Genomic DNA, 24,161 nt, shown 5'->3' with positions numbered 1-24,161 from the left:
TCGATCCCACCATTCCAACGGGATGACGATTAATCGCCGACGAATGCCTTGCGCGCCAAGTCGCAGGTTTCCTTGTCGGTAATCGTTTTATCGAGACAGGCGAAATAGATCTCATCGGCTTTATGCGCGCCCGCCGGCTTATTGCGTTCGCTGTCCTTGGTGATGGCGAACGCCACTCCGGCCACCGCGCAAGCACCGATGATGATGGCGACAAATTTGCTTTTCAATTCAATCTCCCCGAGCTTTTGGCATCCTTGAAGGTTGCGAGGCTCAATCGCAAGGCTTTTGCCCATGGATTTTGCAGCCCTTCTTTCGCTCGGCGTGGACACTTCGTCGGTCAAGCAGGCCGAAACCGCCCTAAACAGCCTCGCAAGCAAAGGCGGCGCCGCCGCAACCAAACTTCAAGGCGATCTCAACAAGATTGCCCCTGCCCTCTCCCCCCTGCCCGCTTACTTCAACAAGACCGCCGATACGGCGGGGAAGGCCGAAAAATCGATCGGCGCGGCTGCGGGGCAGACGGGCAACCTTGTTTCGCAGTTCAACGACATTGCGGTGATGATGGCAGCGGGGCAAAGCCCGGTTCAGCTCGCCATGCAGCAAGGCACGCAGATTTCGCAGGTTCTGACCACCATGGGCGGTGGCGTTGGCGCGGTGAAAGCGCTTGGCGGCGCATTCGTCGCGATGTTGAACCCGATTTCTCTGATCACTATTGGGTCGATTGCAATGGGGGCGGCACTTAGCCAATCCCTTTCCGCAATGTTGCCTGCCACCGTCAAATTCAGCGATGCAATGGACAGCCTGAATGACGCTATTTCGCGCAGTCGAGACAATCTGGACATGTTTGCGGATAGCGGTAAGCGCCTTGCTGAAATCTATGGGGGAGTTACTGACGAAATCCGCGAAATGGCCTCGGCCATAGCCGCAGCTGATCTTCGCCGCGCGAATGATGCTGCTAAAACAGCCGCCAAAACTCTTAGCCAAGAATATAACGGAAGCGGGTTCTTGAACGTCTCACGACGCGAAGATTTAGGTAATGGCCTAAACTTGGCTGGACCCTCTCTCGACAGCATGGCCGCGCTATCCAAAGCTCTTGGCGAGGATCGCACACTTAATGATCGCGTCGAGATCCTTGAGCGCATGCGTCAAATCCTCGTCGCCAGTGTTGGCCCCGTTGAAACCATGAACTCAGCGCAGCGCGATTACTATTTCTCAATCGTCGACGCCGAGCGTGCGGCACGTCAAGTGTTAGCTTTGGTTAAGGACACCGAGAGGGCTGAAAGCGATCTAGCAAACGCAAAAAGCGCCAAAGCTCGCAAATACATGGCCGAAACCATGGCAGCTTCAAAAGCAGCGATGACAGCCGCCCAAGACGAGATATCGACATTAAACCAGCAAGCAGAATTACGCAGGCTTACCAATTCTTTCGGAGCCGATAGCGTTCTGGTGGCCAAGGCCCGCGTGCAAGCTGAGCGCGAGGGCTATGTTGAAGCCTTGGCCACACGCGACATCTCAGAATCGCTCAAAGAGGAACTTTTGGGCGCCTGGGATGCGGCGAACGGCATCGCTTCTGTCGATGCCTCTGGGAATATCACCCTTGCGGCGAATGAAACTTATGGCTGGGCGGACGCCATGTCTGCGGTCAGGGCTGAAATCAACGCCATTGCCTCGGCCCTCGCTTCCATGGGCGGCGGCATGATCTCCAACGCAAGCAAGTTCGTCGAGCTGAACGCCCTCAAACAGGGCAAGAGCGTGGCAGAAGCGGCAAGAGAGCGTCAGCGCGCACAGATGGAGGCTGAATTCAATGCTCGCGAAATGGCCGCCGGTAGCTGGATAGAGCGTCAAGTGATTAGCGCTGAGAGATCCCTTGCAGAGCGTGGCCTTGAGCTTGACGGCGAGCTTGACGGCGCGCGAGACGCAGCCCGCAAAGCAGAGCGTGAAGCCAACAAGAAGCCCAAGAGCGGTGGCGGGCGCAAAGGTCGCGGCAGCGGGCGCAGCAAAGAAACCCCCGACGAGAAATGGCGCGACGACGTGGCTGATTATCAGCGCGAAACCGCAGCCTTTCTCGCCCAGGCTGACGCCCTCGCCAAAGTCACCGCCGCCGGCGGTGATTGGAAACGGGCGCTCGCCGTGATCGAGGAAGAGCAGCAGCTTTTGAACGCGGCGCAAAAAGCAGGGATCAAGATCACACCAGACCTCAAAAGGAAGGTGGCCGAGCTGGCCGAGGCCCATGTCGACGCCGAGGAAAAGCTGGAGCGCCTGCGCACAGCCACCGAAAGGGGCGAGAATGCTTTCAAGGATCTATTCGGCAGCATCCTTGACGGGGCCGACGCGGCCAAGGAAGCACTGGCCAACCTGCTCGCCGAAATCGCCAAGGTCCAATTCAGCAAGGGCATGATGGGCTTGCTCGGCCAGACCTCATGGGGATCTGGTCTCCTGCAAGGTATCGGCAACCTGCTTTCGTTTGACGGCGGCGGCTACACCGGTGACGGCGCGCGATCGGGCGGGCTCGATGGCAAGGGCGGCTTTCTTGCAATGATGCACCCGAAAGAAACGGTCACGGACCACACCAAAGGGCAAAGCGGCGCCACCTCGGTTCATGTCACAGTCGGCATGGACGAAAGCGGCAACCTCCAGGTGCGCAAGATCGCACAGCAGGAAGCCGCGAGCATGGGTCAAGCCGTCAGCGCATCCATTCCGGGGCGCATCCAGCAATACAGCGTCAACCCGCGGAGGCGCTGATATGGCGATCGCAGAACCCTACCCGCTCGCTTTTCTGTCCAACCTGCTCGCACCCGTTTCGGAATGCTCCTTTGACCTTGCGCGGTTCGAGGAAAATTCCGGCTCGGGCGGTGGGCAACATTGGTCGGCGCAGCTTGCAACCCCGCTCTGGCAGATCCATCTTCCCCTTTCGCCAAGGCGCTGGGGGGGGGCGCGCGAGATCAATGCCAAGATCTTCGCGCTTGGTTCGAATGGCTCGTTCCTGTTCGATGATCGCTCATACCGTCCGGCAACGACCCAATCACCCGGATCGGCGGCCAAGGTCGGCACAATCGCGGCAAATCGCCGTTCAATGACAATCACCGGCCTGAGTGCAAGCTATCGCGTCACAGCGGGCGACCGCTTGAGCATCGTTCACAGCTCCGGCCGGTATTACTTCGGCCAGTTCGTCGAAAGCGTGACGGCGGCAGCGGGCGGCACGACGGGACAAATCACCGTCGACCCCCCCCTCCCCCTCCCGATCTCCACGGGCGCGGCGGTTGTCCTCGACCGCCCCCTGATCCGCGTGCGCGTGCCACAAGGCAACTTTGCACCCTTCCGCGATCAGCCGGGACGCCTCTCCAGCGGAGCCGTCCTCAATATGGTCCAAAAGCTATGAGATATTTCGATAGCGGCTTCACAGCCGCGATTCAGGCGGCGCGTGAAGTTGGGATCGCGCCGCTCTATTTCGCGTGGTTTACAGCCAAGGACCGCACGACCGGTGCGCCCGTCTTGATGGGCTTCTGGTCGGGCGATTACGATTTCACCGTCAACGTCCCGCTGCCAGATGGATCTGGTACCGCGACCCGAACCTATATCGGGGGCTGCGGCCTGACGGTGTCAGATCTGCAATATGTTGGCGACCTGACTGATAACCCGATCACGGTCGGTCTCAGCCAGATCGCGGACGCGGCGCAGGAACTTATTCGCGGCCTAGATCTGCGATTGGCGGCCTGTGAGACCCACGCGACCAGCATGACCGGCGGCGCCTTGGTCAGCGCCCCACAGGTACAATGGATCGGCATTGTCGATGACGGCCCAATCAGTACGCCAGCGGCAGGCGGTGAAGGTGGGATATCCCTCTCGGTTCGGTCCGAACTGATGGCGATGTTGACGGCCACCAATCCGGCGAAATCGTCGGACGCCCACCAGAAGCGGCGCAAGGCTGGCGACCTCTTTTGCAAGTTCGCCAGCACGATCGCGGTACGAAAAGTCCAGTGGTACAAGAAAGGATAGACGATGAAGGATCATCTTACCCCTAAAAGCGAAGACGACCCTTCATTTGAGCGAGGTCTGCACATAAAAAGGCTCCAGGCGGAGGCGCAGAGTGGCACAACGGATACCACCGAAAGCACCTCGACATTGGAGCTCCTTCCGTCTGGCGCGCTCAGGATTACTTCCGGGGTTATCTTTGTAGGCTAACCTTGTTTAATCCGGGAGATGGCCGCATCCACGGCTTCTATGCCAGTGTTAATTGCGGCTGGTTCTAGGCTTTTGAGGTGACGCGCAATTTCGGGGTGCATGATGCCTTGTCCGGTCTCCTGCTCGGTAAGTTCGCCCAGGAATGGTGCTATCAACTGATTGCGAAGAGAAGCCACATGCTCAATGCTGCCGGTCAGCTTTCCGATTTCTTCTAAGGCTCGACCAAGGGCCTCCCAAACGACCCACAGCGCGACAGGCGCGTGATCTGGGTTGCTCTCAAATATTACTTTGTTCGACATGAACGAATCTCCATCATTTTTGGTTGTGGTGGCCTGATGGTGGGCACGCGCCGGGGCTTAAGTCGAGTCCCGGCGCTTTTTGTTTTCAACAGGATAGAACATGGGCAAGGATGCTCTAACCCGCCTGCCAGACTGGCAAGCGCGCTTCGCGTCCGAGATGGACCGCCAGCGCCGCGACCCCTTCGCGTGGGGATCGCATGACTGCGCGCTTGGCCTAGCCGCTGGGGCCGTCTCGGCGCTCACGGGGGCCGATCTGGGCGCGCGATGGCGTGGGCGATACCTGACGCCCTCCGGCGCGCGCAGAGCGCTGCACAAGGCGGGGTATTCTTCGCTGTCAGGGCTTGTGGCTTCGCTCCTGCCCGAGGTGCATCCCGACTATGCCGATATTGGCGATATCGGGGTGATCGCGGCGGATGGACCGCTGAAAGAGGCGCTTTGCGTGGTCGACGCAAGTGGCCTGATCGTCATGACGGAAAGCGGCCATGGCCGCAGGCCCCGCGAAGATATGCTGCGGGCCTTCAAGGTCGGATAATTCCATGAAGAAAATTCTGCTTCTTGCGGCGATTGCCATTGGCATCGCCGGGCCTGCGCATGCCGGTCCGGTTGCCGCTGCCGTTGCGTGGGTCGGTAGTACGATGGCGGCCGGCGGCGTGGCTGGCGCACTATTGCGGATCGCGGTTGGGATCGGCTCACAGCTCTTGGCGGGTGTGCTCGGCAAGGCCATGGCTGAAAAGCCCAAGGTCAGCGTCCAGTTCGATGTCGAGTTCGGCGACGATACGCCGCTGGCCTTTGTCGTGGGCGACTATGCCACCGCAGGCAAGCGCAAATACCTCGGCAGCTGGGGCAAGAATAGCCGCTACATCACCGAGGTCATCGAGGTTTCCTGTCTGCCGCAACCCGGCCTCGCGGCCATGTGGGTCAATGATGAGGCGGGTCGGGTGCTTTGGGGCGAAACCGACAGCGACGGAACTGGCCATAACCTGGGTCATCCGGTCACGAACCTTGACGACGATGGCCACCGTATTTGGGTCCGTTGGGTCAACGGCATGCAAACTGCGGCAGACCCAATGCTGGTCGCTCTGTTTGGCGGCGATCCCGATTACCCCTGGACCTCCGATATGATCGGGACGGGGAAATCTTATGTCATCGTGACGACGCGCTACGACAGCGATACCCTGACCAGCTACCCGACCTATCTTTGGCAGCCAGAGCCCTTGCCGATGTACGACCCGCGCAAGGACGGATCGACCGGCGGCACGGGCTCGCATCGCTGGGGCAACCGCTCGACTTATGAACCGACCCGCAACGCCGCGGTCATCGCCTATAACGTCGGGCGTGGGATCTATTACGGATCGGAATGGATCTTTGGCGGAAAAAACCTACCCGCATGGCGTTTGCCGCGCGCGGAATGGGTTGCCGCCATGACCGCATGCGATCGGGCGATTGCGCTTGCGGGCGGCGGCAGTGAGCCGGCGTTTCGGGCAGGGCTTGAGATCCGGGCGGACGTGACTGCGGCTGATGTTCTCGAAGAACTTGGCCGAGCCGCAAATATGCGCTTCGCCGAGGTCGGCGGCATGCTCAAGCCAATCGTGGGCATTCCCGGCGCGGCGGTCTTTGCCTTCACTGATGGCGATATTCTGATTTCTGAGGGGCAGAGCTATAAGCCGTTCGACAGCTTGTCAGCGACCTATAACGCACTTTCGGCCACCTATCCCGAACCAGCTGAAAAATGGTCGACCAAGGATGCGCCGGAATATGTCGACGCGGCTTTCACCGCCGCCGATGGCGGGCGCTATCTGCCCACCTCGATCGCTTACCCTGCGGCGCCATTTCGCAATCAGGTTCAGCGCCTCATGCGTGCCCAGATGCGGGATTACCGCCGCTTTCGCACGCATCAATTCTACCTGCCCCCCGATGCTTATGGGCTGGAACCGTTGGTCGATGTGGTGTCGTGGACCTCGGAGAGAAACGGCTACGTCAATAAGTTGTTTGTGGTCGAAAGCGTCAGCAAGACGCCGGGAATGAAGGTTGCGGTTTCACTGCGCGAGGTCGACCCGTCCGATTACGATTGGTCGAGCGATTTCGAGCTGCCCACCTCCATCGTTACCCCTGCGCCCGTTCGGCCTTGGGTGCAGGCCGTGGCGGGCTTCGGCGCCGAGGCGGTGATTGTCACCGACAATGCCACCAAGGCGCGGTCTGTGGCTATTCGTGCGACCTGTGGGGGCGATGAGGTCGGCGTGACCCATATTCGCTTGCAAGTGCGCAAATCCAGCGAGGCCGACGCCTCGATCGATGTGCAGCGGCCCTATGGCGCGCCTTATGCCTGGCTGATCCATTCGGTGAACCAACGCACCACATATCAGGTGCGCGGGCTGCTCATGTTGGAGCTAACGCCAAAGGGCGCGTGGTCGGGCTGGATCACGGTCACGACCGGCTCTGTCTATGTCGATGACAGCGATTTTGTCGGCGGTGTCACGGGGCTGTTTCAGGGCGCCGGGATGAAGCCGACCCGCGACATTCCGAACCGTTCAACGCCGGGCGATTATGTGGATGAGCTGGCTTGGTCGCGGGCGGATAAAGGGCTTTATAAATGGAATGGAACGGCATGGGTGCATTTCATTCAAGAAAGCGTCAACGGCATTCTGGATGAAACCGCCTTTGCGGCGAACATCCGTATTCCTAAAACCGTGACGGCACTGCCTACCTCGGGCCAGAGGTTCGGCGATTTGGTCCTTCTTACGACCGATCGGCAACAGTACCTCTGGGACGGCACGAAATGGACGGCAGAGGTTATGGCCGATCAGATTGTCGGCAAGCTCACTGCAATGCAAATCGGTGCCAATGCTATCGGCGCTGAGCAGGTTGCGGCGCGCGCCCTATCCGCACGCCATCTTGTCGTGTCCGATTTTACTAACCTGGTTCCTGACGATCAGTTGCAGGATCGGCTGTCCTGGGCAATCACCAACCCCAACGCTGCGGAGTTCCGCGATTCTGGTGAACTGGCGATCAAGCCTCAATCGCTTGGATATATCAGGTTTTCGGGCGGATTGTCTGGGGGCACATTCAGCCGCGCCCATAGCGGTGAATTCCCCGTCGAAGGTAACGAGGAGTTCTTCTGTCAGGGCGAGGCGTGGCGTCAGTCTGGTTCAGCGCCAAATTCCGGCATCACCTTCCATGTTCAGTTTAGAGATGGTGATGGAAACTGGATGGTTCCCGATCAGAGGTTCTATTACCGATATCTGACCGCAGAAGGTTTGCAGTCAGGTGCCCAGGTGCAATCTGGATCAGTTGTTGCACCTGCAAATGCACGTTCCGCCCGGATTTACATCAGCATGCTGGCAGGTACAGACGGCACCTGGATCGCGGCATCTCCGCTTGTTCGTCGCAAGTTCGGCGGGCAGCTGGTGATTGATGGCGATCTTGAGGCGCGACATATCAAGTTTGGGACACTGACTGGCGGGTTGATGGCCTCCACCGGGATCATCACCCTTTCGGCCCAGATCGGCAATCTGGTCGTCACGAACGCCCATCTTGCGAATGCGACTATTCAAGGCGCCAAGATCGCCAACCTGACGGTTGACACCCTCAACATCAAGGACGGGGCGGTTACTCAAGTCCGCAACATCGCCAACTGGACGGGCGTTGGGACCGACAATACCTCGACCTGGGTAGATGTCGTGACGCTGAACTGGAACTCGGCAAAAGCCGGGGTCCACTTGCAGACAGTTAACCTTCGCCGAAAGGCTTCCGCCGGGGGCGCGCGGCTGGTCTACTATCGCGTCTTGCTCGATGGCGCGGTCGTCACTCTTGGATCTGGAGAGGATGGCGGATTGACCAATCCTGGACCTGCGAGTGACGGCCCGATCAAAGAGTTCGTCTATATCAAATCGTTGAACGCCGGGAGCCACACCATGAAAATCCAGATGTTGACGAGCGGCTTCAGCGGAACCCTGGGAGGCGAGATTACCGACCTCGAATGGTACAAATGAGCACTGAACTTTTTGGCAGCGGTGTCGGGGTAAAATATACGCTCTTTGAGCTGCGGTTTGGAGAGGTTGTTGGCCATTTGGAAATGACCAACTTCGATGATGTTCTGGCCAATGTTCCCATGAATGTGGCGCTGATCGAAGGCTATTATCCGGCAGATGAGTTCATTCTTGCGGAAGGGGTGGTGACAGCCTTGCCGCCCAGACCTGGCCCCGGATGGATGCTCGATCCTGTTGCCGTCGCATGGATCGACATGCGCGATCCCGACATGGATCAACAGATACTGCGCCAGGCGGCCAGTATGACCCGGTCAGAATTCCTACTTGCCGCTATCCGGGCCGGGATAATCCAGCCCTCTGACGCGGGGCCAGCGGCGCGCGGGGAGATCCCGCCGTCATTGGCCCCGGTCTTTGCCAGCTTGCCGCCTGAGGTCCAAACTGAGGCCGTCGTGCGCTGGGGCGCGGCAACCATGATTGAGCGCGCCAATCCGGTCTTGGCCGCTCTGGCCGAGGCCATGGCCATCCCTGACGCCCAGCTCGACGCGCTGTTCGGCATCTAAATACAGGACAAATCATGACTACCATCACCTACCGCCTCGGGACGGTCGGGCAGCTGGTCTTTGCGCCGGAACAGCCGGACGGGACGCTGCCAGATCTGACTGATCTGCGCATGGAACTGCGCGTTGCGGCTCAAGGGCAGTGCATTGTCTTGCACGGCACACAGGTCGCCGAAGGCTTCGAGGTCGACCTGTCAGAACTTGTGCTGACGCCCCGTCTCTACCCGGCATCGCTCTACTTCATCGGCCCAGATGGGCCTGAACATTCCGCCGACATTTTCCTGAACATCGAAAGGGGCTGCTGATGGCCGATATTGTAAAAGTAGCCATCGGCTTTCGCGGGCAAACAGGGGCGGTTGCCCCAGAGGACATGGCCCGCGTCGAGCGCGCCATATCCGCAGGCGAGGCAATTGACGAACAGGTCGAGGTTGTCGAGCGAGCCGCAACCGATGTGCTTCAATCCTCGGGAGATTTGCAAGCAGCCCTCGGGGTAGCGTCAGACAAAATCGTCCAGGATCTTGGTTACGACAACAATCTTGTTGGACTGTCATTTACTGACGAATACAGCATGCCCACCGTTCTTACGACGAACCGATATGGTGAGCTTTCCAAGTTTGCCATTGAGAACACCTTGTCTCGTATACCCGCAGGCGTCCTTGGCCCCCGTCATCTAACTGACATGTCAACGATTGCGACGTGGGGGGCATCGGATGTTGAATTTTATAAGGCGCAATACGCCGCCATGGCCACCCAGCTCGGGGCGGTACACTTTTCTGGCGGGAACAGTGGCGCGTACACAGATTCGATCTGGCAGGAACAAGGTCTTTTCAGCTTCGATGTGATCTTCCCCAATGGGATTGTCCCGGCAACATCAGATCCGGTACCGGTCAACATCTGGAACCTTGAAGTGCGCAATGCCACCCGCCCCCGGCCTGTCATTCTGGACGGGCTTGGTATCGAGGGCATCATCGACGGCACCACAGATGGGAATATCTTCATCAGGACAGGCGTGGTCCCAGGCGTTTCCGTTGCCACTCCAGCCAACGGTTCAGTGAAAGCCATTTCTCTGAACGGCATTAAATATGCTGATTGCTGTCAGATTTGGTGCGTCGGTCGCAACGACATTTCAATGTATGGCAGCCATGAATCGGCCATTAAGACATACTTGGATATGACGATTGAGGCCTATAATGCCCACCCGACCGTAGACAAGAAGGTTCTGGTCTATGGGTATTATACATTCGGGAATGCCACCGCCACACAGATAAGATGCATCAATTACGCCAACGCGTATTATAAAAAGTGCTTTGCGGACAGGTTCATTGATGTGCTGGGCTACTACATGAGCGCAGACGTGTGGACGCATACCGGCATCACGCCAACGGCAGCTGACCGGACCGCCCAAGCCGCGACCAAGATGCCGCCATCGTTGGCGATGGACAACACCCATTATAGCCAAGCGGCAAATCAAGCGCTGATTACGAACGAGGTCAAGCCTCGGCTGATCGCCCTCGGTTGGTTCAAGGAAGTCTGACATGTCGTTGAAAACTTTAAAGATGGGGCGAACGACCAGCGAGTATCTGATTAGCAAGCGGCCGGGATTTGAAGGTGTGGGGCTTATTGTCCCACCCAAAGCCCCAAACGAATGCGACATGGTTTATTACTCGGCCTCTGCCCAAACCTGCTTCCAAGATGAGGCGGGGCTTATTCCTGTTGTTGATGATGGCAATCCATATCCTGTTCGCCGCATCAATGGGATCGGGCTGGATGGGAGTGATCTGGTTATCAAACCGTATCAGTCCCCCTCGACCGATGAACCTATGCTGTACATGGGCTTTAGCTATATGAAGGTTATTATCGTACAGGCTGATTGCTATGCTGAGAGCGCCGCTCTGCAGAAACTGTTCAGCAATCGCAGCTATCTGACGATGATGATGAAGGCGAGCGGGGCCGAGCTGACTTCCCTCAGTGATTTCAGGGATATTCCCGTCATCGGCTTCACTGCTGGGAGCGAAAATATCTTCAAGGTTGCGATCGGGGCAGGGCACTGTCCAGCTCCTAGGGGAAATCCAGCTGACAATTTATGGGAATGGAAAGGTGATGCAGCCGCTGTTCTTCGGTGGAAGGATACGCCGGTTTCCCCTGCTGGTGATAACGCGCTTGAATTGGGTTGCTTTGATCGCTTGGCCAATTCGCTTGATGTTTTTGTCGGCGATCTCAGTGCAGCGGCCCGTCAGCCGAGAGCCGCATTGCGTATGAATACTGCAAGGAACTTAGTCGATGCTGAGATCCCGGCATATGGACGCATGGGAAGAAACCTGAGCAGCAGCGTGCCAAGAACGTCCACTGCGGCAGGTGTAATGAAGTTTGAAGCAGGATCTTCGCTATCAGCTTTGGCCGTATCTCTGCAGAACTTCGAAATGTACCCAGAGGATCGCGCCGCTGCCCTTGCGTGGATGACCCTTCAATAAACGGTCCGCTCTCGTGCTTTTTCATGCATGGACTAAGGCGACAAAAACGCGAGGCAGCACGCTCAAGCTAGCTGCCTCGCATAGTTCGACCTGCTTCTGGGGGACAAGCGCAATTTATGCCCACCGGTCGACCTTGGCGTGCCAAGGCAGAATAAAAGTACCGCGAAAGTTGTGCGGCGCAAATCATTCTTTTTGCTGCGCAGGAGGCGCAATGACAGACCCATCTTCGTTCCGCTCGCCCGAATTCTGGGTCGCAGTTGCCATCGCCCTCATCGTCAAGATCAAGACAACCGCGCAGCTCGGGCCAGTAAAGGTCATCACCACCATTGCTGTCGCCGTTGGCGCCGCATGGGTCGGGGCTGATTACGCGGCGCAGGTACTTGGTATCCCTCAGCCAGTGGCCGCTGCTATTGTTACGCTGACTGCAGAAGGTGCAATGCGCTGGCTGCTGCTGGCCGTCGATGATCCCAGGAACGCGATAGATCTCTGGAAGCACTGGCGGCGCTGAGGAAAAGGGGCCGGCTGAAACACTGCAACCAAAATTGGTCTGATTCCGGCCCCACCCTGCTTGAAAGGGCACTCGGAAAATAGCGGGCCACTCTAATCCGTCAAGTGGTGAGAGGTGGGGAAGATAACCGGCCTCGCGTCCGGTGGCGCGCGAAGAGCGAGGCCGGGCTCACGGGAATTTCCCATTGCGAGACGTGAGCAAATCGAACTTATCATAAATCTCTCGGGTTTCGAGGTCTTTATGTGCACGCGACGCGGTAACCTCCGGAAGTTGGCCGCAGGTGACCGGCCCCGCCATTGTCCGTTGGGGTAGTGCAGGACCGGTAGCTTTGCGCCCTCCCTGACGACTCAAGCCACCTGAATTTTACCACACCACCCCGCCATCGTGCGGGCTTTTTTCATGGAGCAACGATGTCTGCATTCTTCGCCGCGCTCGGCGCGTGGCTCAAATCCCTATTCACGACGCCCAAAAAAGCGGCGGGCACCACCGGCGCGGCAGCGATCCTTGCGGCTACGGCGGCATTCGTCGGCCCTTGGGAAGGCGAGCGCACCGAGGCCTATCTCGACCGCATCGCCAGCCCGCCCGTGTGGACGGTTTGCTATGGCGAGACGCGCGGCGTGAAGCCCGGCGACAGGTACACCAGCGAGCAATGCAGCGAGATGCTGATGGACGCGCTTGCCGACTATCGGACCCCGCTCATCGCCTGCGTCCCCGCCCTGCCCTCTCAGCCCGAGGGCGTGCAGGTCGCGCTGGTCAGCTGGACCTACAACGTCGGCACCAGTGCGGCCTGCGGATCGACGCTAGCCAAGCGCGCCAATGCTGGCGACTGGGTTGCCGCCTGTAATCAGCTGCCACGCTGGAACAAGGCCGGAGGGCGTATCGTCGCGGGCCTGACCAATCGGCGCGCAGCCGAGCAACGCCTTTGTCTCAACGCCCTGAAAGGAGCCTGACATGCTCGCTCTCATCATCCGAGTGCTGTTCTACACCCTTGCTGGCGCCATCGGCTGGACCAGCGCAATCACCATGACCGGGCCGGATAACGCCTGCATCAATATCCCGGCGTTCGCCGATGCAATTTCGGGCGGTGCTGGCGTGGTGACGGGCGGTGCGCTGGCTGTGCTGACGTTCATCTCGTCGCGGATCGCCAAGCGGAGAGGCGGTGTCACGTGATCTGGATCGCGATGACCTTCCCTGCCCTGGCTTTCGGAGCCTTCCTTATCATTTCTGCTGGCGGCTGGTCGCGGCCAGATTGACAGCGTAGTTAGAGAAAAGACCCGCTGTTGGCGGGTCTAAATATCATCTCATAGGAGCTTGAGGTCCGTCGCGGAGCTTCTGCCATCGCGGCTTTTTTCGATCTCGAAGGAAACCTTCTGATTGTCAGCCAACCCCGTTAAGCCTGCGCGTTCAACTGCAGAAATATGAACGAACACATCAGATCCCCCCTGATCGGGGGCGATAAAACCAAAGCCTTTGGTTGAGTTGAACCACTTGACGGTGCCGGTAGCCATATACGGGTTATCCTTGTAGTTGCCGCTAGAGAACTACCATCGTTCGCACAGGTCAGTTTCCAAATCTATGATTTATTTCACGCCCTCGGCTCACGCTGGGGGCGGTCTTTTTGCGTTTCAGGCCCTCTGTTTTTCTGGGGCGGGTTTGCGAAGGACCTCCGATAGCGAGCCAGATGCGCGCAGAGAGGCGACAACATCCCTAACCATTCTGACGGGCTGACCGGTCTCCAAGGCGATATCCTCGACGCCCAAGCCTTTTCTCAGCAACTCTTCGATCATGACCACCTCCCCATGCAACTTAGGGATGTTCGGACTTTGTTCTGATCTCTGCAAGGTGGAATTATGGGTTGTGTATAACCCCTCCCTCGCCTTGCCTGATCCACCCCCTACCCTTTCTGCTTAAATGACGTCCCGTTGTCTTTACGATTAGGTGACATCATATCTGTCACCTAATCAGGCATCTTCTTTTCTTCTTTTTCTTCTACTTCATCGAATGCAAGATACTGATAATTAATGATTAAAATGGCTAAAGCGTAGATATTGGGTCGGAAGAGCGTAGGAAACGGGTCGAAATAATGTCTAAAAGCGTAGAAATCGGGTCGCTAACCCGTAGAAATCGGGTCGATCAGCCTACAATCCCTGAAATCCCTGCGCTTCGACCCCAAAACTACGGGTTTACGGATTCGTTTGACGGGACAATGAAAAGCCGTAGTTATTGCATCCATGGAACAGCTACGGCTTGGAATGGACATCGACCCAAAAACTACGGCTTCAACCTTTGAGTTGAGGCCGAACGATGGCGAGATGCTCAAGCCCGCTGAATTAGTCGAGGTGGATGGTGCTGAAAAGCTGACGCTCAACGCGCGGCGCGCCTATAACCTCCTGCTCCACAATGCTCACGGCCCCGATATGGCGGTGCCACACCAACGCTTTACGATCCCGCTGGCTGATCTCAAGTTTTCCCACGCCGGCAACGATCGTCTGACCTCGGCCATCAAATCGCTGATGCGCACCATCGTGACCATCCGGTCTGCCGATCGTGTCGAACTGGTCCCCCTACTCGGCCGTACCACGATTGCTGATCGCAAGAATAGCCGCGGTTACCTGACTTATGAATTTGACCCTCTACTGGTTGACCTCCTGCGTGACAGCCAGATCTTCGCAAAGCTGCAACTTGACGTGATCCATGCAGTATCGAGCAAATATGCCCTGGCGCTTTACGAGATCGTCGCGAAGAGAGCGCGGCTGACCTACATCCGCTCCGAGACATTCGAGCTTGAACAGTTCCGCTCGATGCTGGGCGTCGAGCCCGGCAAGCTCTCGACATACTCCAACTTGCTCAAGTTCGCGATCAAACCCGCCTTTGACGAGGTGAACCGGCTGGCAGAGTTTCATGCCGCATTCGAGCCTGTGAAAATTGGTCGTAAGGTCGGAGCCATTAAGATCGCATGGGCACTCAAGGGCCCGGAGGATCAGCGCAAGGCTTATGCCGAGGTGCGTGGCCTCCCTGCCCCAGAAGAAGTGACCGAAGAAGATTAAATCGTGCAGATAAGCACAGTTACAGCGGGGCAGCAGGTGCAGGCAATCGCATTTACAGAGCGGGAAATTTCCCGAGCGGGAAATTCGGTGAGCGGTGAATTTCCCGCTCTGGGCCCTTGTCAATTTTCAGAGTGGAAAATTGGCGAAGTGAAAAATTCGGCGCGTGATAGCTCGTTCAATTTAGAGAGCGGTAAATTTGCAGATTTACGGAGCATCAAATTTACCACTCTGAAAATTGACAGCGCGGACAATGGGGAAATTGAAGAATGAAAACGGTCGTCGTCGCATCACAGAAGGGCGGGGCCGGTAAGACCACCACCGCAATGAATATGGCTGTTGCCGCAAGCCAGGACGGGCTTCGCGTGGCGATGGTCGATCTTGACCCGCAGCGCAGCCTTCGCGGCTGGTGGGAGGCGCGAGACGCCGAATGGCCGCAGATGCCCGATACCGACCCGGCCCCCGAGCAGGTCAAAGCCGCCCTTCCTGCGCTGGCAAAGCATTTCGACATTCTGGTGATCGACACGCCGCCGGCCGCTCCAGAATGGCTGACCACGGTCATGGCCGAGGCTGATCTTGTCCTGATCCCGGTGCGCCCGTCGCCGCATGATCTACGCGCCGTTGGGGCGACGTTGCGCGCTGCGCGCGAGGCCGGATCGGACTTCGCGTTCCTACTGTCCCAATCGCCGCGCGCCAAGGTCACGGATGAGGCCGCCCGCGTCCTGGCGCAATACGGCAAGCTCGCGCCGGTCAATGCAGCGATGCGGGTGATCTATGCCGAAACTGCCGCGACGGGGCAGGGGGTTACAGAGGCAGGCGACCCTAAGGCGGCAGCTGAGGCCAGCGAGCTCTGGTCATATGTGAAGGGGCTGCTCAATGGCTAAAAAAGGCGGGTTCTCATTCGACGGCATGGTTGACGCGAGCGCGCCGCCGGAACCGATTAAAGGCGTCGAGCAGCGCGGGGCGGTTGAGCCTGCGTCTGTGAAGCGCAGCGAGCCTAAGCCTCCCGCGGCACCGGTCGAGAAGCTTACACGGCGCGGCAGGCCTCCGAAGGCCCGGACCGCGACCGAGGCGCGGCCAAGCTTCGGCCTCGATCCCGTGACGCACGCCAAGTTCAAGATCTGGCTGCTCAAGAAAGGCGTGTCTATGCAGGACTACCTTGAGGACCATATCGCCAAGCTGGTTAAGGATATCGACCTCTGAAAATTGACGAATTTTCAGAGTGGTAAATTGACATTTCCACAAGTGCTCGCGTCAGCGTGAAGGAACGATAGAGCCCTACAGCCGTTACTTGCCTGTAACCAAATCGAGAAAGGAGAACGAGATGGATCATACCAATCATGTCCGCCTGAACGATAATGAGCTTACGGAAGCTGTGCTGAACGGCGCGCCAATTTATGGACCTGACGATGGCAAGGTTGGCACGATATCCGAGATCTACGGCGCCGGTGCCGAAGCTACTGTGGTGGTTGATGTCGGCGGATTTCTGGGGATTGGCGCAAAGCCTGTCGAGATCCGGGCGAGAGACCTTGACCTGATGCGCGGCGATGACGGCGTCGTTCACGGCCACACCAACTGGACCAAAGACCAATTGAAGGATCTTCCAGAGTATACACCTCGCAACATCCCTTGAACTCATTCGATGAAGGAGCCTCACCATGAGTGACAAGTTCGATCCGAAAGAGGAAAATGAGAAACATAATGTTGCGCGGGATGCTCAGCAGGACAAGATGGCGAACGCCGATCCCGTACTGAACCCTAAGCAAATGAAGCGCTCTAATGAGCCAAACGCTGGCGGGCAGAATCGGGAAGCGGGAGATAGAAAGGCCCGGCAGAACGACCGGGCGACTAACGGCGGCGAATAATTGAGGTGGCGGCGAGGTAGATTCTAGCCCGCCGCCCTTTCCATCCTCTTCGCCGCACGCTTCCTGATTTGCGCGCGCTCTTTCACCATCAGAGTTACCCGCGCTAGAGCTCGTTCAAGCCTATCGTCGAGGACCGCCAGGCGTTCATCTTCCTCTGGGGTCGTGAACTTATTCCAAGCAGCGTCGCCCGAGGGTCGGGCGACAATGGTTTGCCGCTTCATGTTGCGTCCTGCGATTGCTGGGGGTGGCGGGGTGCGAGGGTAGGGCGACTGCTGGTCAAACCGTCAGCTCCTCCACCATCGCAATCCGCTCTCCGATCCATTCCGCGCAGTTCACGGCCCAGCTGTTACCCAAGGCTTTGTAGCGCGGGCCGTTCGGGCATTGATCGGCAGGCTTGTTGCGCCACGGGATCGCCGTGAAGCCGTCAGGGAAGCCTTGCAGGCGCTCGCATTCGGTGGGCATGAGCCTCCGCACGGCCCAGGGCTGCGCGACATAGCTGCGACTCGATCCGCCCGACGCGGCGCGCAGGTTCGCCGTCTCGTGCGGCCCTTCCGGCATCGCCCCGCCTTCGCGGCCGCGCAGATCGAAAGCGACAGCCGCGTGACCGCCGCCGTGTCCAATGCCACGCAAAGATTGGTGCGCCCCATCCGTCTGAAAGTGTGCCTCGGCTCCCTTGCAGTCGAACGCGACCGCCTGCGGCACGGTGCGCGCCTCAAGCGTATAGGCCGCGCCGTCCTGGCGGAAACCTGCTCTATCCGGCCCGGCGTTCGGGTTCTCGCAAATCGCGCGCTCCTGGATGGCGACTGGCTGCACAGCGAGCAGCGTTTCCGTTTCCGTTTCCGCATCGAGGCTTTGTTGTGCGCTGGCGGTCAAGCAGTACCCAACATCGCCTGAGTTGGCCACCAATGCAGCGGGCGCAAGCTGATTGCGAATAGGCCCATCCTTTGCTCTGGTGTCCAGCGTCGGGCTCACGTCCGCGAAACCACCGCCTTGAGGGCCAAACTCAATACCTCGGGTAAAACCTTGGCCCGATTTTCGGCTCGGCGCAGGATGCCCTGACAAGCTTTCGCGGTCAAAAAGTACCGCTGCGGTACGGCGCCAGTCTCCAAGATATCCGACAACCCACACACGACGGCGGCGCTGCGGGACAGCGAAGGGGAAGCGGCGTGTTCGCACGTGCTGAGCGTCAAGAACTCGATAGGCGATCCCATAGGCGTCACCGATACCCGGGATAATGCCAGAGTTTTTCCACCCACCGGGCGGCGCATCGATTTCCTGCCCCGTGAGGTCGCCCAGAAAGCGCGCAAAGTCTCGCCCGTCGTTGCTGGACAAAACGCCGGGGACGTTCTCCCAGACCAGCCACGAGGGCCGATAGCGTGCAGCGATTTCAACAAAGGTGAGGGTGAGTTGGCCTCTTGCGCCGTCCATCCCAAGTCGCAACCCTGCGACTGAGTAATCCTGACAGGGGGTTCCTCCGCAAAGAAGGTCAATTGGTTCATCTGGCCATTCCTCAAATTTTGTCATGTCGCCCCAATTCGGGACCGTCGGATAATGGTGGGCGAGCACGGCAGACGGGAAAGGCTCGATTTCGGAAAATGCGACAGGTTCCCATCCCAGCGGGGCCCAAGCTTGGGTTGCTGCCTCGATCCCGGAGCAAACGGAAAGGTAGCGCATCATTCCTCACCCTCATTCTCAATCGCCCGCAGCTTCTGGGCGATTTTCTCCAGGCGCTTCCTGTTCTTGTATTCGCCACGCTTCGCGCAGCGCACGGACAGGCGCTTGAGAAATTCGGCGTCGGAAATGGGAGTGGCATCGGTCATGTCGAAATCCTGCTGATGGGGTGCGGTTGCCCCGGCTGCGATCTGGTGCGGCGCGGGGCAGGGGGGTCAGAACGTGCCGATCAGGTCGGGGGCATACCCGCCGATTTCTGCTTCGAGGTTCTTGTGGATGCCCGGAGCCTTCACCTTCATGTCGGCGACCAGGTCTTTGAACTCGATGAGCAGAGCAGCGGGGTCTGCGCCGTCCAGAAGGTCGCCCGCGATCCGATCGACAATCGCCTGATACTGCGCGCCGTCGTCCGGCTGATCATCGTCCAGTGGCATTTGACCCTGATCGTCGGCGGGCCTGTCGGCCATCTGGGTGTAAGGCGTCGGGTCGCGGCGCTGGCGCGATTGCCGCGCGGCGGGCTTGGCGGTTTGCTCCGGCTCTCGCTGATCAAGGGTCACGTCTTGGCCGCGCCGATCCTCGATCTGAGTTACCTCGCCGGTGTCCTCGTCGACGTAATCACCCTCGATCGCAGGGCCTTCCTCTGGGTTTTTGGCAAAGGAGGCAAAGTCGATCTGGTTCTCGTCAACGGTCAACGCATCGCCCAACTTCCCACCATCGATCTCGATGCTGATCGGGAGGTATTTGAACAGCGCGCGGACAGCGGTCTTGGCGGCCATTTCGTGCTGGTGCGCGATCCACGGGCTGTCTTTCTTCCCGTATTGGACTGCCGTCCGATATCCTTGCGAAGCGTCACGGATCGCCATGACTTCATCCCAAGGCAGGACAACAAAAGCTTCGCCGTCGGTTAGGGTCGCGTGGCAATAGGCATAGAGCGGGTTGGTGCGTTTGCCTTTGGGGCGGTGTTTGAGGTGCTGGTTCGAGCCATATTCGAAGCTGAATTCGTCCTCCTCATAAACAACATCACCATGGATGTTCCGGATATGGCCGGAACGGCGGGCAAGGTCGATCATGCCCTTATAGCCAAGGATAAGCTGAACCTCTGTGATGCCCTTCCGCTTGTTCTTGAAAGGGATCAGATAAGCGTGCCCGAGCGGGGTGTTAGGCTCCACGCCAAGGCTTGCGCAGGTCATCATGGACCCGAGCAGCGACAGGGGATCGCATTCGCCCAACTGCGGAGTGGTGCGCATGGCATTGGCCATCAAGCGCATCATCCTTTCGGGCCTCATATGTGCAGCGGCTACGGCCTTGAGCTGCTGCTGTGCCTGTTCGTTGACCAGCATCTCGCGAACGTTGCTGACTTGGCGCAAAGGACGCTTGGCGACCGGCAGGGAGGTGGCATTCATGCTGCAGTTTCCTCGGTGATCAGTTTGAAACCATTGGGGGCGATCTTCTCGCCGCGTTGTGCGCGAACATCGGCCGTGGCCAGCCGCTCGATCAGCGCGATAACTTCGGCGTGGTCGCGGTACGCCGCGAGGGCGGGGCCGCGGTTCTCGACCTGGCAGCGATAGGTGGTGCGCAGGGACATAGTGCGCCCGCCGCCCGTAGCCGACGATGCCTGAGCCTTCACCGGCTTGGCTGCGGCTTTCACGTCCTTGGCTGCGGCCTTCTGCGCGGCCTCGGCGTCGACCATACCGGACACGTCGTTGCGGGCCTGCGCCTCGGCAAGCGCGCGGTCTGCGGCTTCTTTCTCCTCGCGGGCCTTGGCTTCACGGGCGCGCTGTTCAGCATCCTCGCGGGCCTTTTCCTTCTTGAGCCAAGCGGCTTGCAGCGCCTTCACGACCTCGCCAGATTTGCCGATCTTGTCGAGCAGCGGCTTGAAGGCGTCTTGTACAGCCTGCGCCGCATCATCGTGGGGCTTTTTCGCGGCCTTACGGGCCTCATCCACCTCTTTGAACACCGCCCGCGCGCCGGCCACAAAATCCGTGGCCTTCTGGCTGCGCTCTTGGTTGTCGATCTCTTTCAAATCCAGCCAAGCGCCGGCGGCATCGGTGAAATCAGAGACCTTAGTGATGATATCGGCGGGGATGATCGGCGCGGAGTTGTGGCCGATACCAAAGCTCATGTCGTTCATGGGCGCATTGCCTCCTGTGACAGATTGATTTTCACCATGGTCGCTTGCATGGCGGGGATGGAGACGCGGCGCTCGGAAAGAGCGGCGTGTTCTTCGCGGCTGATCGGCAGCAAGTAGGTCCAAAGCCGAGCAGGGTTGCGCATTTGGCCATCGGCCTCGCAGCGCAAAATTTCAGGGGCGACAAGCTCACCGGTCAGCGGACAAACCTCGCGCTCGCACCAGATCCGAACCGGAACCCATGGGCCGCCCTTCGTCATTCTGGTTTTGAACCACCCGCACTCTGGTATGCCCTCATGGACCGGGGGGCGTGAACCTCTCACGGCCTGACGATGCCAGGCGTAGAGCTCGGCTGAAGTTGACGGACGGCGCATCATTCTATGCCACCAACGATTGCTCTGGCCGTTGCTCGCTGGTCAGCAGTCCACGCAATGCCCTGAACGTCCGCATCGCGAAGTGATTGCAGAAACGGATTGGTCCCAGCACGATTGATCACGGCCAGATACAGGCCGGGATTGCTCTGGTTTTTGGCCCGACCGTTCAGGATGCGACGCGCTGCGGCGCGGTCCTTGGCCTTCGCGCGTGCCTCGGGGCTAGTGGTAAACCCACCCCGGCCCTTGCATTCACTGCACCGGCCGAAGGTCCGAAACTGGCCGGAGCCGCCGCATTTGGTGCAGGTGAAGGGCAGGGCGGGCGGGAGGGCGTCAAGCATCGTCCGTCCCTTGATAAAGGTCGCGTTCGTTAACCTGATCCGCGCAAGCCATGCACAGGTCTTCATAGTCGCGGCTCTTGATCACGCACCCGTCTTGCGGGAGGCCAAAATATTCATCGCAGATCGTGCAGGTCAGATGCTCGCTCAGCCGTTCATAGTGCCGATCTGCGGCGATCGCGTCGCCATCGAGGGGGTGCCGGTTCATCACCACGCCCCCCGCAGAGCCGTGCCGCCGAGCTGGATCAGCGCAACAACCAGCGGAATGCCCCAGAAGATGAACGCCGGGACCAGCAGCCCGATCGCGCCACACCAGACCAGCTTAAACGCGAGGTCCGCGGCTTCCTCAGGCGGGCACCATTCGGCATTGTCGCCAGCCATAGCCTGGGCGGTACGGCGGTGGTCGTGGATGCGGTCGACCGCCAGACGCCGCGGGGCCTCGTCGTGAGCGCGAAATTCTTCGAACTGCGGGATCATGCTGCGACCTCCGGTGCGAGGTCGTCGATAAACCGGCTGATGTCGTTGTTGCGGGCAATCAGTTCGTCGGCGCGGGCTTTGTCGCCAGACAGGCGCGCAGTACGGATTTCAGCGCTGTTGCCCGCAAAGGCCGCCTCAAGATCGGCAATCGTGATGATGGGGATAGTGAACATTACACCGTCCCCCGAACCATGCCGGGAAGCTGGACACCACAGCGAGCCGCCATGACAGCAGTGCCTTTCGTCGTGAACCCGCAAGCAGTCGCCAGCTTTTCAGCCGACCAGCCGCGAGACTTCGCAAAGGCAAGACGCCTTTCCCATCCAGCAGCGCGAAGGTCGGGGCGCGGTACGGAAAGGCTGACGGGCAGAGCCTCGATGTGCGCCGAAAGATCAGCTGCGCAGCGATCATATTGAGCCTGACCGTCTAGATTGGAGACCTCAGCGGCCTCGCGGGCCATTGCGCGAAAATACGCCTCATCAAGGATCAGGGTTTCGCGGCTGGGAATGGTGTCGAACATTGCATTCTCCCGGTGAAAATGGGGTTCAGCTGGTTCATGTGCCGCAGCTGATGGGAGGCAATATGAGGGGGTATTTATACCCCGTCAATATAAAAGGGTATAAATACCCGGATTATCTTCTTGAACTCTCAGCCTTGCCCTATCTTCATCCTGCCGATGAGGTATCGGCGAATGAGAAGGATCACTCCGACGTGGCGTGTAAAATTGCTAGTAGTGATGTATGATCAATTATCCGCTCGGTATGTCCGGTCGGTGATATTGGAGGACCAAACATGGTCCGCGAACGAGAAGAGTGCGCGAGAGAGCACGCGATGCTGCACCGTGCGAGCGAGGCCTTGAAGGCATCACCCTCAGGCAGCGAACTTGATGAGCGCGCATCACGAACATTGGATGAGATGGATCGCAGGGATGCGTTTTCAGCCCAGGCTGATGAACGCCGAGAAAGCAATCGCATTGCCAGGATTGCAAAACGGGACGAGGCTAGGCGAGACCTCGCATGGCGGGGCGTCCATGATTTAAGCAAAACGCGTTAATAGGCCTGATATGACTGGTCATTTAGTTTTGGATAAATTCGGCTCATCGTGATAAGGTGGCACCATCCCGATGGTATGCCCGTTGGGTGCCATGGAGGGCCTAGTTATGGGCCGAAATCCAAGAGAAGGTCGACGCCGTTATTCTGCGTTGCAGCCGGCCGCAGATGAGCGCGACATCCTCAGAACGAACAAGCAAGTTAAGGAGGCATTCAATGAGGCCGTCGACAAGCTTGATCGGGATGAGGTTAGCGCCACGCAAGTAGAGCTGGAAGAAGACCGTATATCGACTTGGAAACGCCACTTCGATGCGCTTGGCGGATCGTAGCTTGCGTCTAGTATTGCGGCGAGGAGTGCCTCGCCGCCTTTCGTTAACACAAAAAAGACCGCCGGTTAGGCCAACTCATCCCATTCAAATTTGTCTCGATATGATATGATCGATACATCCGCACGGTATCGCTACGCGGTGTCATGGAAGGGCGTGGACATGGGTCGCAATCTGAGAAGTGGCAAGGGCAGCCTGCTCCCTGCTGCTAGTTACCTGAACCACAAAATGACAGCCCGAGAGGGTGATGTTGCACATCAACGCGCCATTGATGGGCTGGATCTATCAATCAACGTCGCCGAACAGCATATAATCGACCACTCAGCGGTAGCTATAGCCAAGCGTCACAGCGATGTGTTGATGTGGCTTGGTTTGATAGGCTGAAGTAATCTGCGGCGACGAAAACTTCGCTGCTTTTCAATAGCGCAGCAAATTCCTGCCTAAGTGCTGCTTTGCTGCATAAGTGAGGCACGCCTGGATCAAACGGACGTGCCCCGTGCTCGCTGAGAGGCGTCTATCAACGGATGAGCGGGCTGGCTGGTTCCGGAGATGAGAAAGCCCGCCGGTTAGGGCGGCCTGCGTTAAATTGGGCGTTAACAATTAGGGGCATACGTTCTAGTTCATAGAAATATCTATATTCACTGATGACAGCCTTGCGCTGCCAAAAGCACATGATAGCATTTGACAATCAGTAACCGGAGGATCGAGAAATGGGGCAAAGGTATGTACCTGAGTTACATGACCCGAAGTGCTGCGAAACTGAGGCGCAGGATAATAAGCAGCTGACAGACGCAGAGGCTGAGCGCTTGTTTAATGCTGCAGTCGCTCAGCTGGATGCTGAGCAACGGGCTCCTGACCACATTCACTGAGTTAGCGCCCTGCTTAACAGCAGGGCGCG

32 protein-coding genes are annotated in these 24,161 nt (G+C 58.6%); 19 read left to right on the top strand and 13 right to left on the bottom strand.

From position 1 onward, the window contains the following. Positions 1-29: 29 nt before the first annotated feature. Complete coding sequence (locus RTS12_RS06665; RefSeq protein ID WP_312526700.1) at positions 30-293, bottom strand: hypothetical protein; 264 nt, start codon at positions 291-293, stop codon at positions 30-32. Between RTS12_RS06665 and RTS12_RS06660 the strand changes: the two genes are divergently transcribed. Genes RTS12_RS06660 through RTS12_RS06650 form a run of 3 tightly spaced genes read left to right on the top strand, consistent with a single transcriptional unit; the run spans position 292 to position 3,993 of the window. After that, positions 292-2,739, top strand: a complete 2,448-nt coding sequence (locus RTS12_RS06660) for a phage tail length tape measure family protein (protein ID WP_312526698.1) — start codon at positions 292-294, stop codon at positions 2,737-2,739. The genes RTS12_RS06665 and RTS12_RS06660 overlap by 2 nt on opposite strands. 1 nt (position 2,740) lies before the next feature. Then, positions 2,741-3,376 carry a hypothetical protein gene (locus RTS12_RS06655; protein WP_312526696.1) on the top strand — a complete coding sequence of 212 codons (636 nt, stop codon included), beginning with the start codon at positions 2,741-2,743 and terminating at the stop codon, positions 3,374-3,376. After that, positions 3,373-3,993 carry a hypothetical protein gene (locus RTS12_RS06650; protein WP_312526694.1) on the top strand — a complete coding sequence of 207 codons (621 nt, stop codon included), beginning with the start codon at positions 3,373-3,375 and terminating at the stop codon, positions 3,991-3,993. The genes RTS12_RS06655 and RTS12_RS06650 overlap by 4 nt, the downstream gene beginning before the upstream one ends. Positions 3,994-4,175: 182 nt before the next feature. Here the strand turns inward: RTS12_RS06650 and RTS12_RS06645 are convergent, their stop codons facing one another. Continuing rightward, positions 4,176-4,478, bottom strand: coding sequence for a hypothetical protein (locus tag RTS12_RS06645; protein WP_312526692.1), 303 nt, complete (start codon positions 4,476-4,478; stop codon positions 4,176-4,178). A gap of 100 nt (positions 4,479-4,578) precedes the next feature. On the opposite strand from RTS12_RS06645, the gene RTS12_RS06640 reads away from it, so the two are divergent. The 9 genes from RTS12_RS06640 to RTS12_RS06600 all read left to right on the top strand — a co-directional run bounded on the left by RTS12_RS06640 (position 4,579) and on the right by RTS12_RS06600 (position 13,170). Then, a complete protein-coding gene (locus RTS12_RS06640; RefSeq protein WP_312526690.1) occupies positions 4,579-5,010 on the top strand; it encodes a DUF6950 family protein in 432 nt (143 codons plus the stop codon). A gap of 4 nt (positions 5,011-5,014) precedes the next feature. Continuing rightward, positions 5,015-8,467 (top strand): phage tail protein, encoded by a 3,453-nt coding sequence (locus RTS12_RS06635; RefSeq protein ID WP_312526688.1) that lies wholly within the window; start codon positions 5,015-5,017, stop codon positions 8,465-8,467. After that, positions 8,464-9,024 (top strand): hypothetical protein, encoded by a 561-nt coding sequence (locus tag RTS12_RS06630; RefSeq protein ID WP_312526686.1) that lies wholly within the window; start codon positions 8,464-8,466, stop codon positions 9,022-9,024. Before RTS12_RS06635 ends, RTS12_RS06630 begins: the two co-directional genes overlap by 4 nt. A gap of 14 nt (positions 9,025-9,038) precedes the next feature. Next, positions 9,039-9,326 carry a hypothetical protein gene (locus RTS12_RS06625; protein ID WP_312526684.1) on the top strand — a complete coding sequence of 96 codons (288 nt, stop codon included), beginning with the start codon at positions 9,039-9,041 and terminating at the stop codon, positions 9,324-9,326. Continuing rightward, on the top strand, positions 9,326-10,555 hold the full coding sequence (locus RTS12_RS06620; RefSeq protein ID WP_312526682.1) for a hypothetical protein: 1,230 nt from the start codon (positions 9,326-9,328) through the stop codon (positions 10,553-10,555). The genes RTS12_RS06625 and RTS12_RS06620 overlap by 1 nt, the downstream gene beginning before the upstream one ends. Before the next feature lies 1 nt (position 10,556). Next, positions 10,557-11,492 carry a hypothetical protein gene (locus RTS12_RS06615; protein ID WP_312526680.1) on the top strand — a complete coding sequence of 312 codons (936 nt, stop codon included), beginning with the start codon at positions 10,557-10,559 and terminating at the stop codon, positions 11,490-11,492. A 211-nt stretch (positions 11,493-11,703) separates the two neighbouring features. Continuing rightward, positions 11,704-12,000 (top strand): hypothetical protein, encoded by a 297-nt coding sequence (locus RTS12_RS06610; RefSeq protein WP_312526678.1) that lies wholly within the window; start codon positions 11,704-11,706, stop codon positions 11,998-12,000. Between the two features lie 410 nt (positions 12,001-12,410). Continuing rightward, a complete protein-coding gene (locus tag RTS12_RS06605; RefSeq protein WP_312526677.1) occupies positions 12,411-12,950 on the top strand; it encodes a lysozyme in 540 nt (179 codons plus the stop codon). A 1-nt stretch (position 12,951) separates the two neighbouring features. After that, positions 12,952-13,170, top strand: coding sequence for a hypothetical protein (locus tag RTS12_RS06600; RefSeq protein ID WP_312526675.1), 219 nt, complete (start codon positions 12,952-12,954; stop codon positions 13,168-13,170). Between the two features lie 131 nt (positions 13,171-13,301). Here the strand turns inward: RTS12_RS06600 and RTS12_RS06595 are convergent, their stop codons facing one another. Continuing rightward, on the bottom strand, positions 13,302-13,508 hold the full coding sequence (locus tag RTS12_RS06595) for a cold-shock protein (RefSeq protein ID WP_312526672.1): 207 nt from the start codon (positions 13,506-13,508) through the stop codon (positions 13,302-13,304). A 744-nt stretch (positions 13,509-14,252) separates the two neighbouring features. On the opposite strand from RTS12_RS06595, the gene RTS12_RS06590 reads away from it, so the two are divergent. From RTS12_RS06590 to RTS12_RS06565, 6 genes are all read left to right on the top strand, one after another. Next, positions 14,253-15,047 (top strand): replication initiation protein, encoded by a 795-nt coding sequence (locus RTS12_RS06590; protein WP_312526670.1) that lies wholly within the window; start codon positions 14,253-14,255, stop codon positions 15,045-15,047. 3 nt (positions 15,048-15,050) lie between these two features. Next, on the top strand, positions 15,051-15,317 hold the full coding sequence (locus RTS12_RS06585; RefSeq protein WP_312526668.1) for a hypothetical protein: 267 nt from the start codon (positions 15,051-15,053) through the stop codon (positions 15,315-15,317). Beyond that, positions 15,314-15,928, top strand: a complete 615-nt coding sequence (locus RTS12_RS06580; RefSeq protein WP_312526666.1) for a ParA family protein — start codon at positions 15,314-15,316, stop codon at positions 15,926-15,928. The genes RTS12_RS06585 and RTS12_RS06580 overlap by 4 nt, the downstream gene beginning before the upstream one ends. Next, the gene (locus RTS12_RS06575) at positions 15,921-16,247 is read left to right on the top strand and encodes a hypothetical protein (protein WP_312526664.1); all 327 of its coding nucleotides are present in this window, start codon (positions 15,921-15,923) and stop codon (positions 16,245-16,247) included. The genes RTS12_RS06580 and RTS12_RS06575 overlap by 8 nt, the downstream gene beginning before the upstream one ends. A 121-nt stretch (positions 16,248-16,368) precedes the next feature. Beyond that, on the top strand, positions 16,369-16,677 hold the full coding sequence (locus RTS12_RS06570; protein ID WP_312526662.1) for a PRC-barrel domain-containing protein: 309 nt from the start codon (positions 16,369-16,371) through the stop codon (positions 16,675-16,677). A gap of 25 nt (positions 16,678-16,702) precedes the next feature. Continuing rightward, the gene (locus tag RTS12_RS06565) at positions 16,703-16,909 is read left to right on the top strand and encodes a hypothetical protein (protein ID WP_312526660.1); all 207 of its coding nucleotides are present in this window, start codon (positions 16,703-16,705) and stop codon (positions 16,907-16,909) included. A gap of 276 nt (positions 16,910-17,185) precedes the next feature. Here RTS12_RS06565 and RTS12_RS06560 read toward each other — a convergent pair whose 3' ends face one another. The 10 genes from RTS12_RS06560 to RTS12_RS06515 form a co-directional block, all read right to left on the bottom strand. Continuing rightward, positions 17,186-18,586, bottom strand: a complete 1,401-nt coding sequence (locus RTS12_RS06560; protein WP_312526658.1) for a DNA cytosine methyltransferase — start codon at positions 18,584-18,586, stop codon at positions 17,186-17,188. Further along, positions 18,583-18,729, bottom strand: coding sequence for a hypothetical protein (locus tag RTS12_RS06555; protein ID WP_312526656.1), 147 nt, complete (start codon positions 18,727-18,729; stop codon positions 18,583-18,585). Before RTS12_RS06555 ends, RTS12_RS06560 begins: the two co-directional genes overlap by 4 nt. A gap of 66 nt (positions 18,730-18,795) precedes the next feature. Further along, entirely contained in the window at positions 18,796-19,980 is a 1,185-nt protein-coding gene (locus RTS12_RS06550) for a recombinase RecT (RefSeq protein ID WP_312526655.1), read from the bottom strand. Then, the gene (locus RTS12_RS06545; RefSeq protein WP_312526653.1) at positions 19,977-20,708 is read right to left on the bottom strand and encodes a hypothetical protein; all 732 of its coding nucleotides are present in this window, start codon (positions 20,706-20,708) and stop codon (positions 19,977-19,979) included. Before RTS12_RS06545 ends, RTS12_RS06550 begins: the two co-directional genes overlap by 4 nt. Continuing rightward, positions 20,705-20,965 carry a hypothetical protein gene (locus RTS12_RS06540; protein ID WP_312526651.1) on the bottom strand — a complete coding sequence of 87 codons (261 nt, stop codon included), beginning with the start codon at positions 20,963-20,965 and terminating at the stop codon, positions 20,705-20,707. The genes RTS12_RS06545 and RTS12_RS06540 overlap by 4 nt, the downstream gene beginning before the upstream one ends. Positions 20,966-21,078: 113 nt before the next feature. Next, positions 21,079-21,417, bottom strand: coding sequence for a hypothetical protein (locus tag RTS12_RS06535; RefSeq protein ID WP_312526649.1), 339 nt, complete (start codon positions 21,415-21,417; stop codon positions 21,079-21,081). Continuing rightward, complete coding sequence (locus tag RTS12_RS06530) at positions 21,410-21,622, bottom strand: hypothetical protein (RefSeq protein ID WP_312526647.1); 213 nt, start codon at positions 21,620-21,622, stop codon at positions 21,410-21,412. Before RTS12_RS06530 ends, RTS12_RS06535 begins: the two co-directional genes overlap by 8 nt. Then, positions 21,622-21,891 carry a hypothetical protein gene (locus RTS12_RS06525; RefSeq protein ID WP_312526645.1) on the bottom strand — a complete coding sequence of 90 codons (270 nt, stop codon included), beginning with the start codon at positions 21,889-21,891 and terminating at the stop codon, positions 21,622-21,624. The genes RTS12_RS06530 and RTS12_RS06525 overlap by 1 nt, the downstream gene beginning before the upstream one ends. Beyond that, positions 21,888-22,064 (bottom strand): hypothetical protein, encoded by a 177-nt coding sequence (locus RTS12_RS06520; protein WP_312526644.1) that lies wholly within the window; start codon positions 22,062-22,064, stop codon positions 21,888-21,890. The genes RTS12_RS06525 and RTS12_RS06520 overlap by 4 nt, the downstream gene beginning before the upstream one ends. Beyond that, complete coding sequence (locus RTS12_RS06515; RefSeq protein WP_312526642.1) at positions 22,064-22,408, bottom strand: hypothetical protein; 345 nt, start codon at positions 22,406-22,408, stop codon at positions 22,064-22,066. The genes RTS12_RS06520 and RTS12_RS06515 overlap by 1 nt, the downstream gene beginning before the upstream one ends. Before the next feature lie 1,017 nt (positions 22,409-23,425). Here RTS12_RS06515 and RTS12_RS06510 point away from each other — a divergent pair. Beyond that, positions 23,426-23,647: a hypothetical protein gene (locus tag RTS12_RS06510; protein WP_312526641.1), complete on the top strand. Its 222-nt coding sequence runs from the start codon at positions 23,426-23,428 to the stop codon at positions 23,645-23,647. The last annotated feature ends 514 nt before the right edge of the window (positions 23,648-24,161 follow it).

The sequence above is a fragment of the Paracoccus sp. (in: a-proteobacteria) genome (assembly GCF_032007265.1).
Taxonomy (GTDB): Bacteria; Pseudomonadota; Alphaproteobacteria; order Rhodobacterales; family Rhodobacteraceae; genus Paracoccus.
Note: the sequence above shows the minus strand (reverse complement) of the source record. Positions and strands in the feature narration are given on the sequence as shown.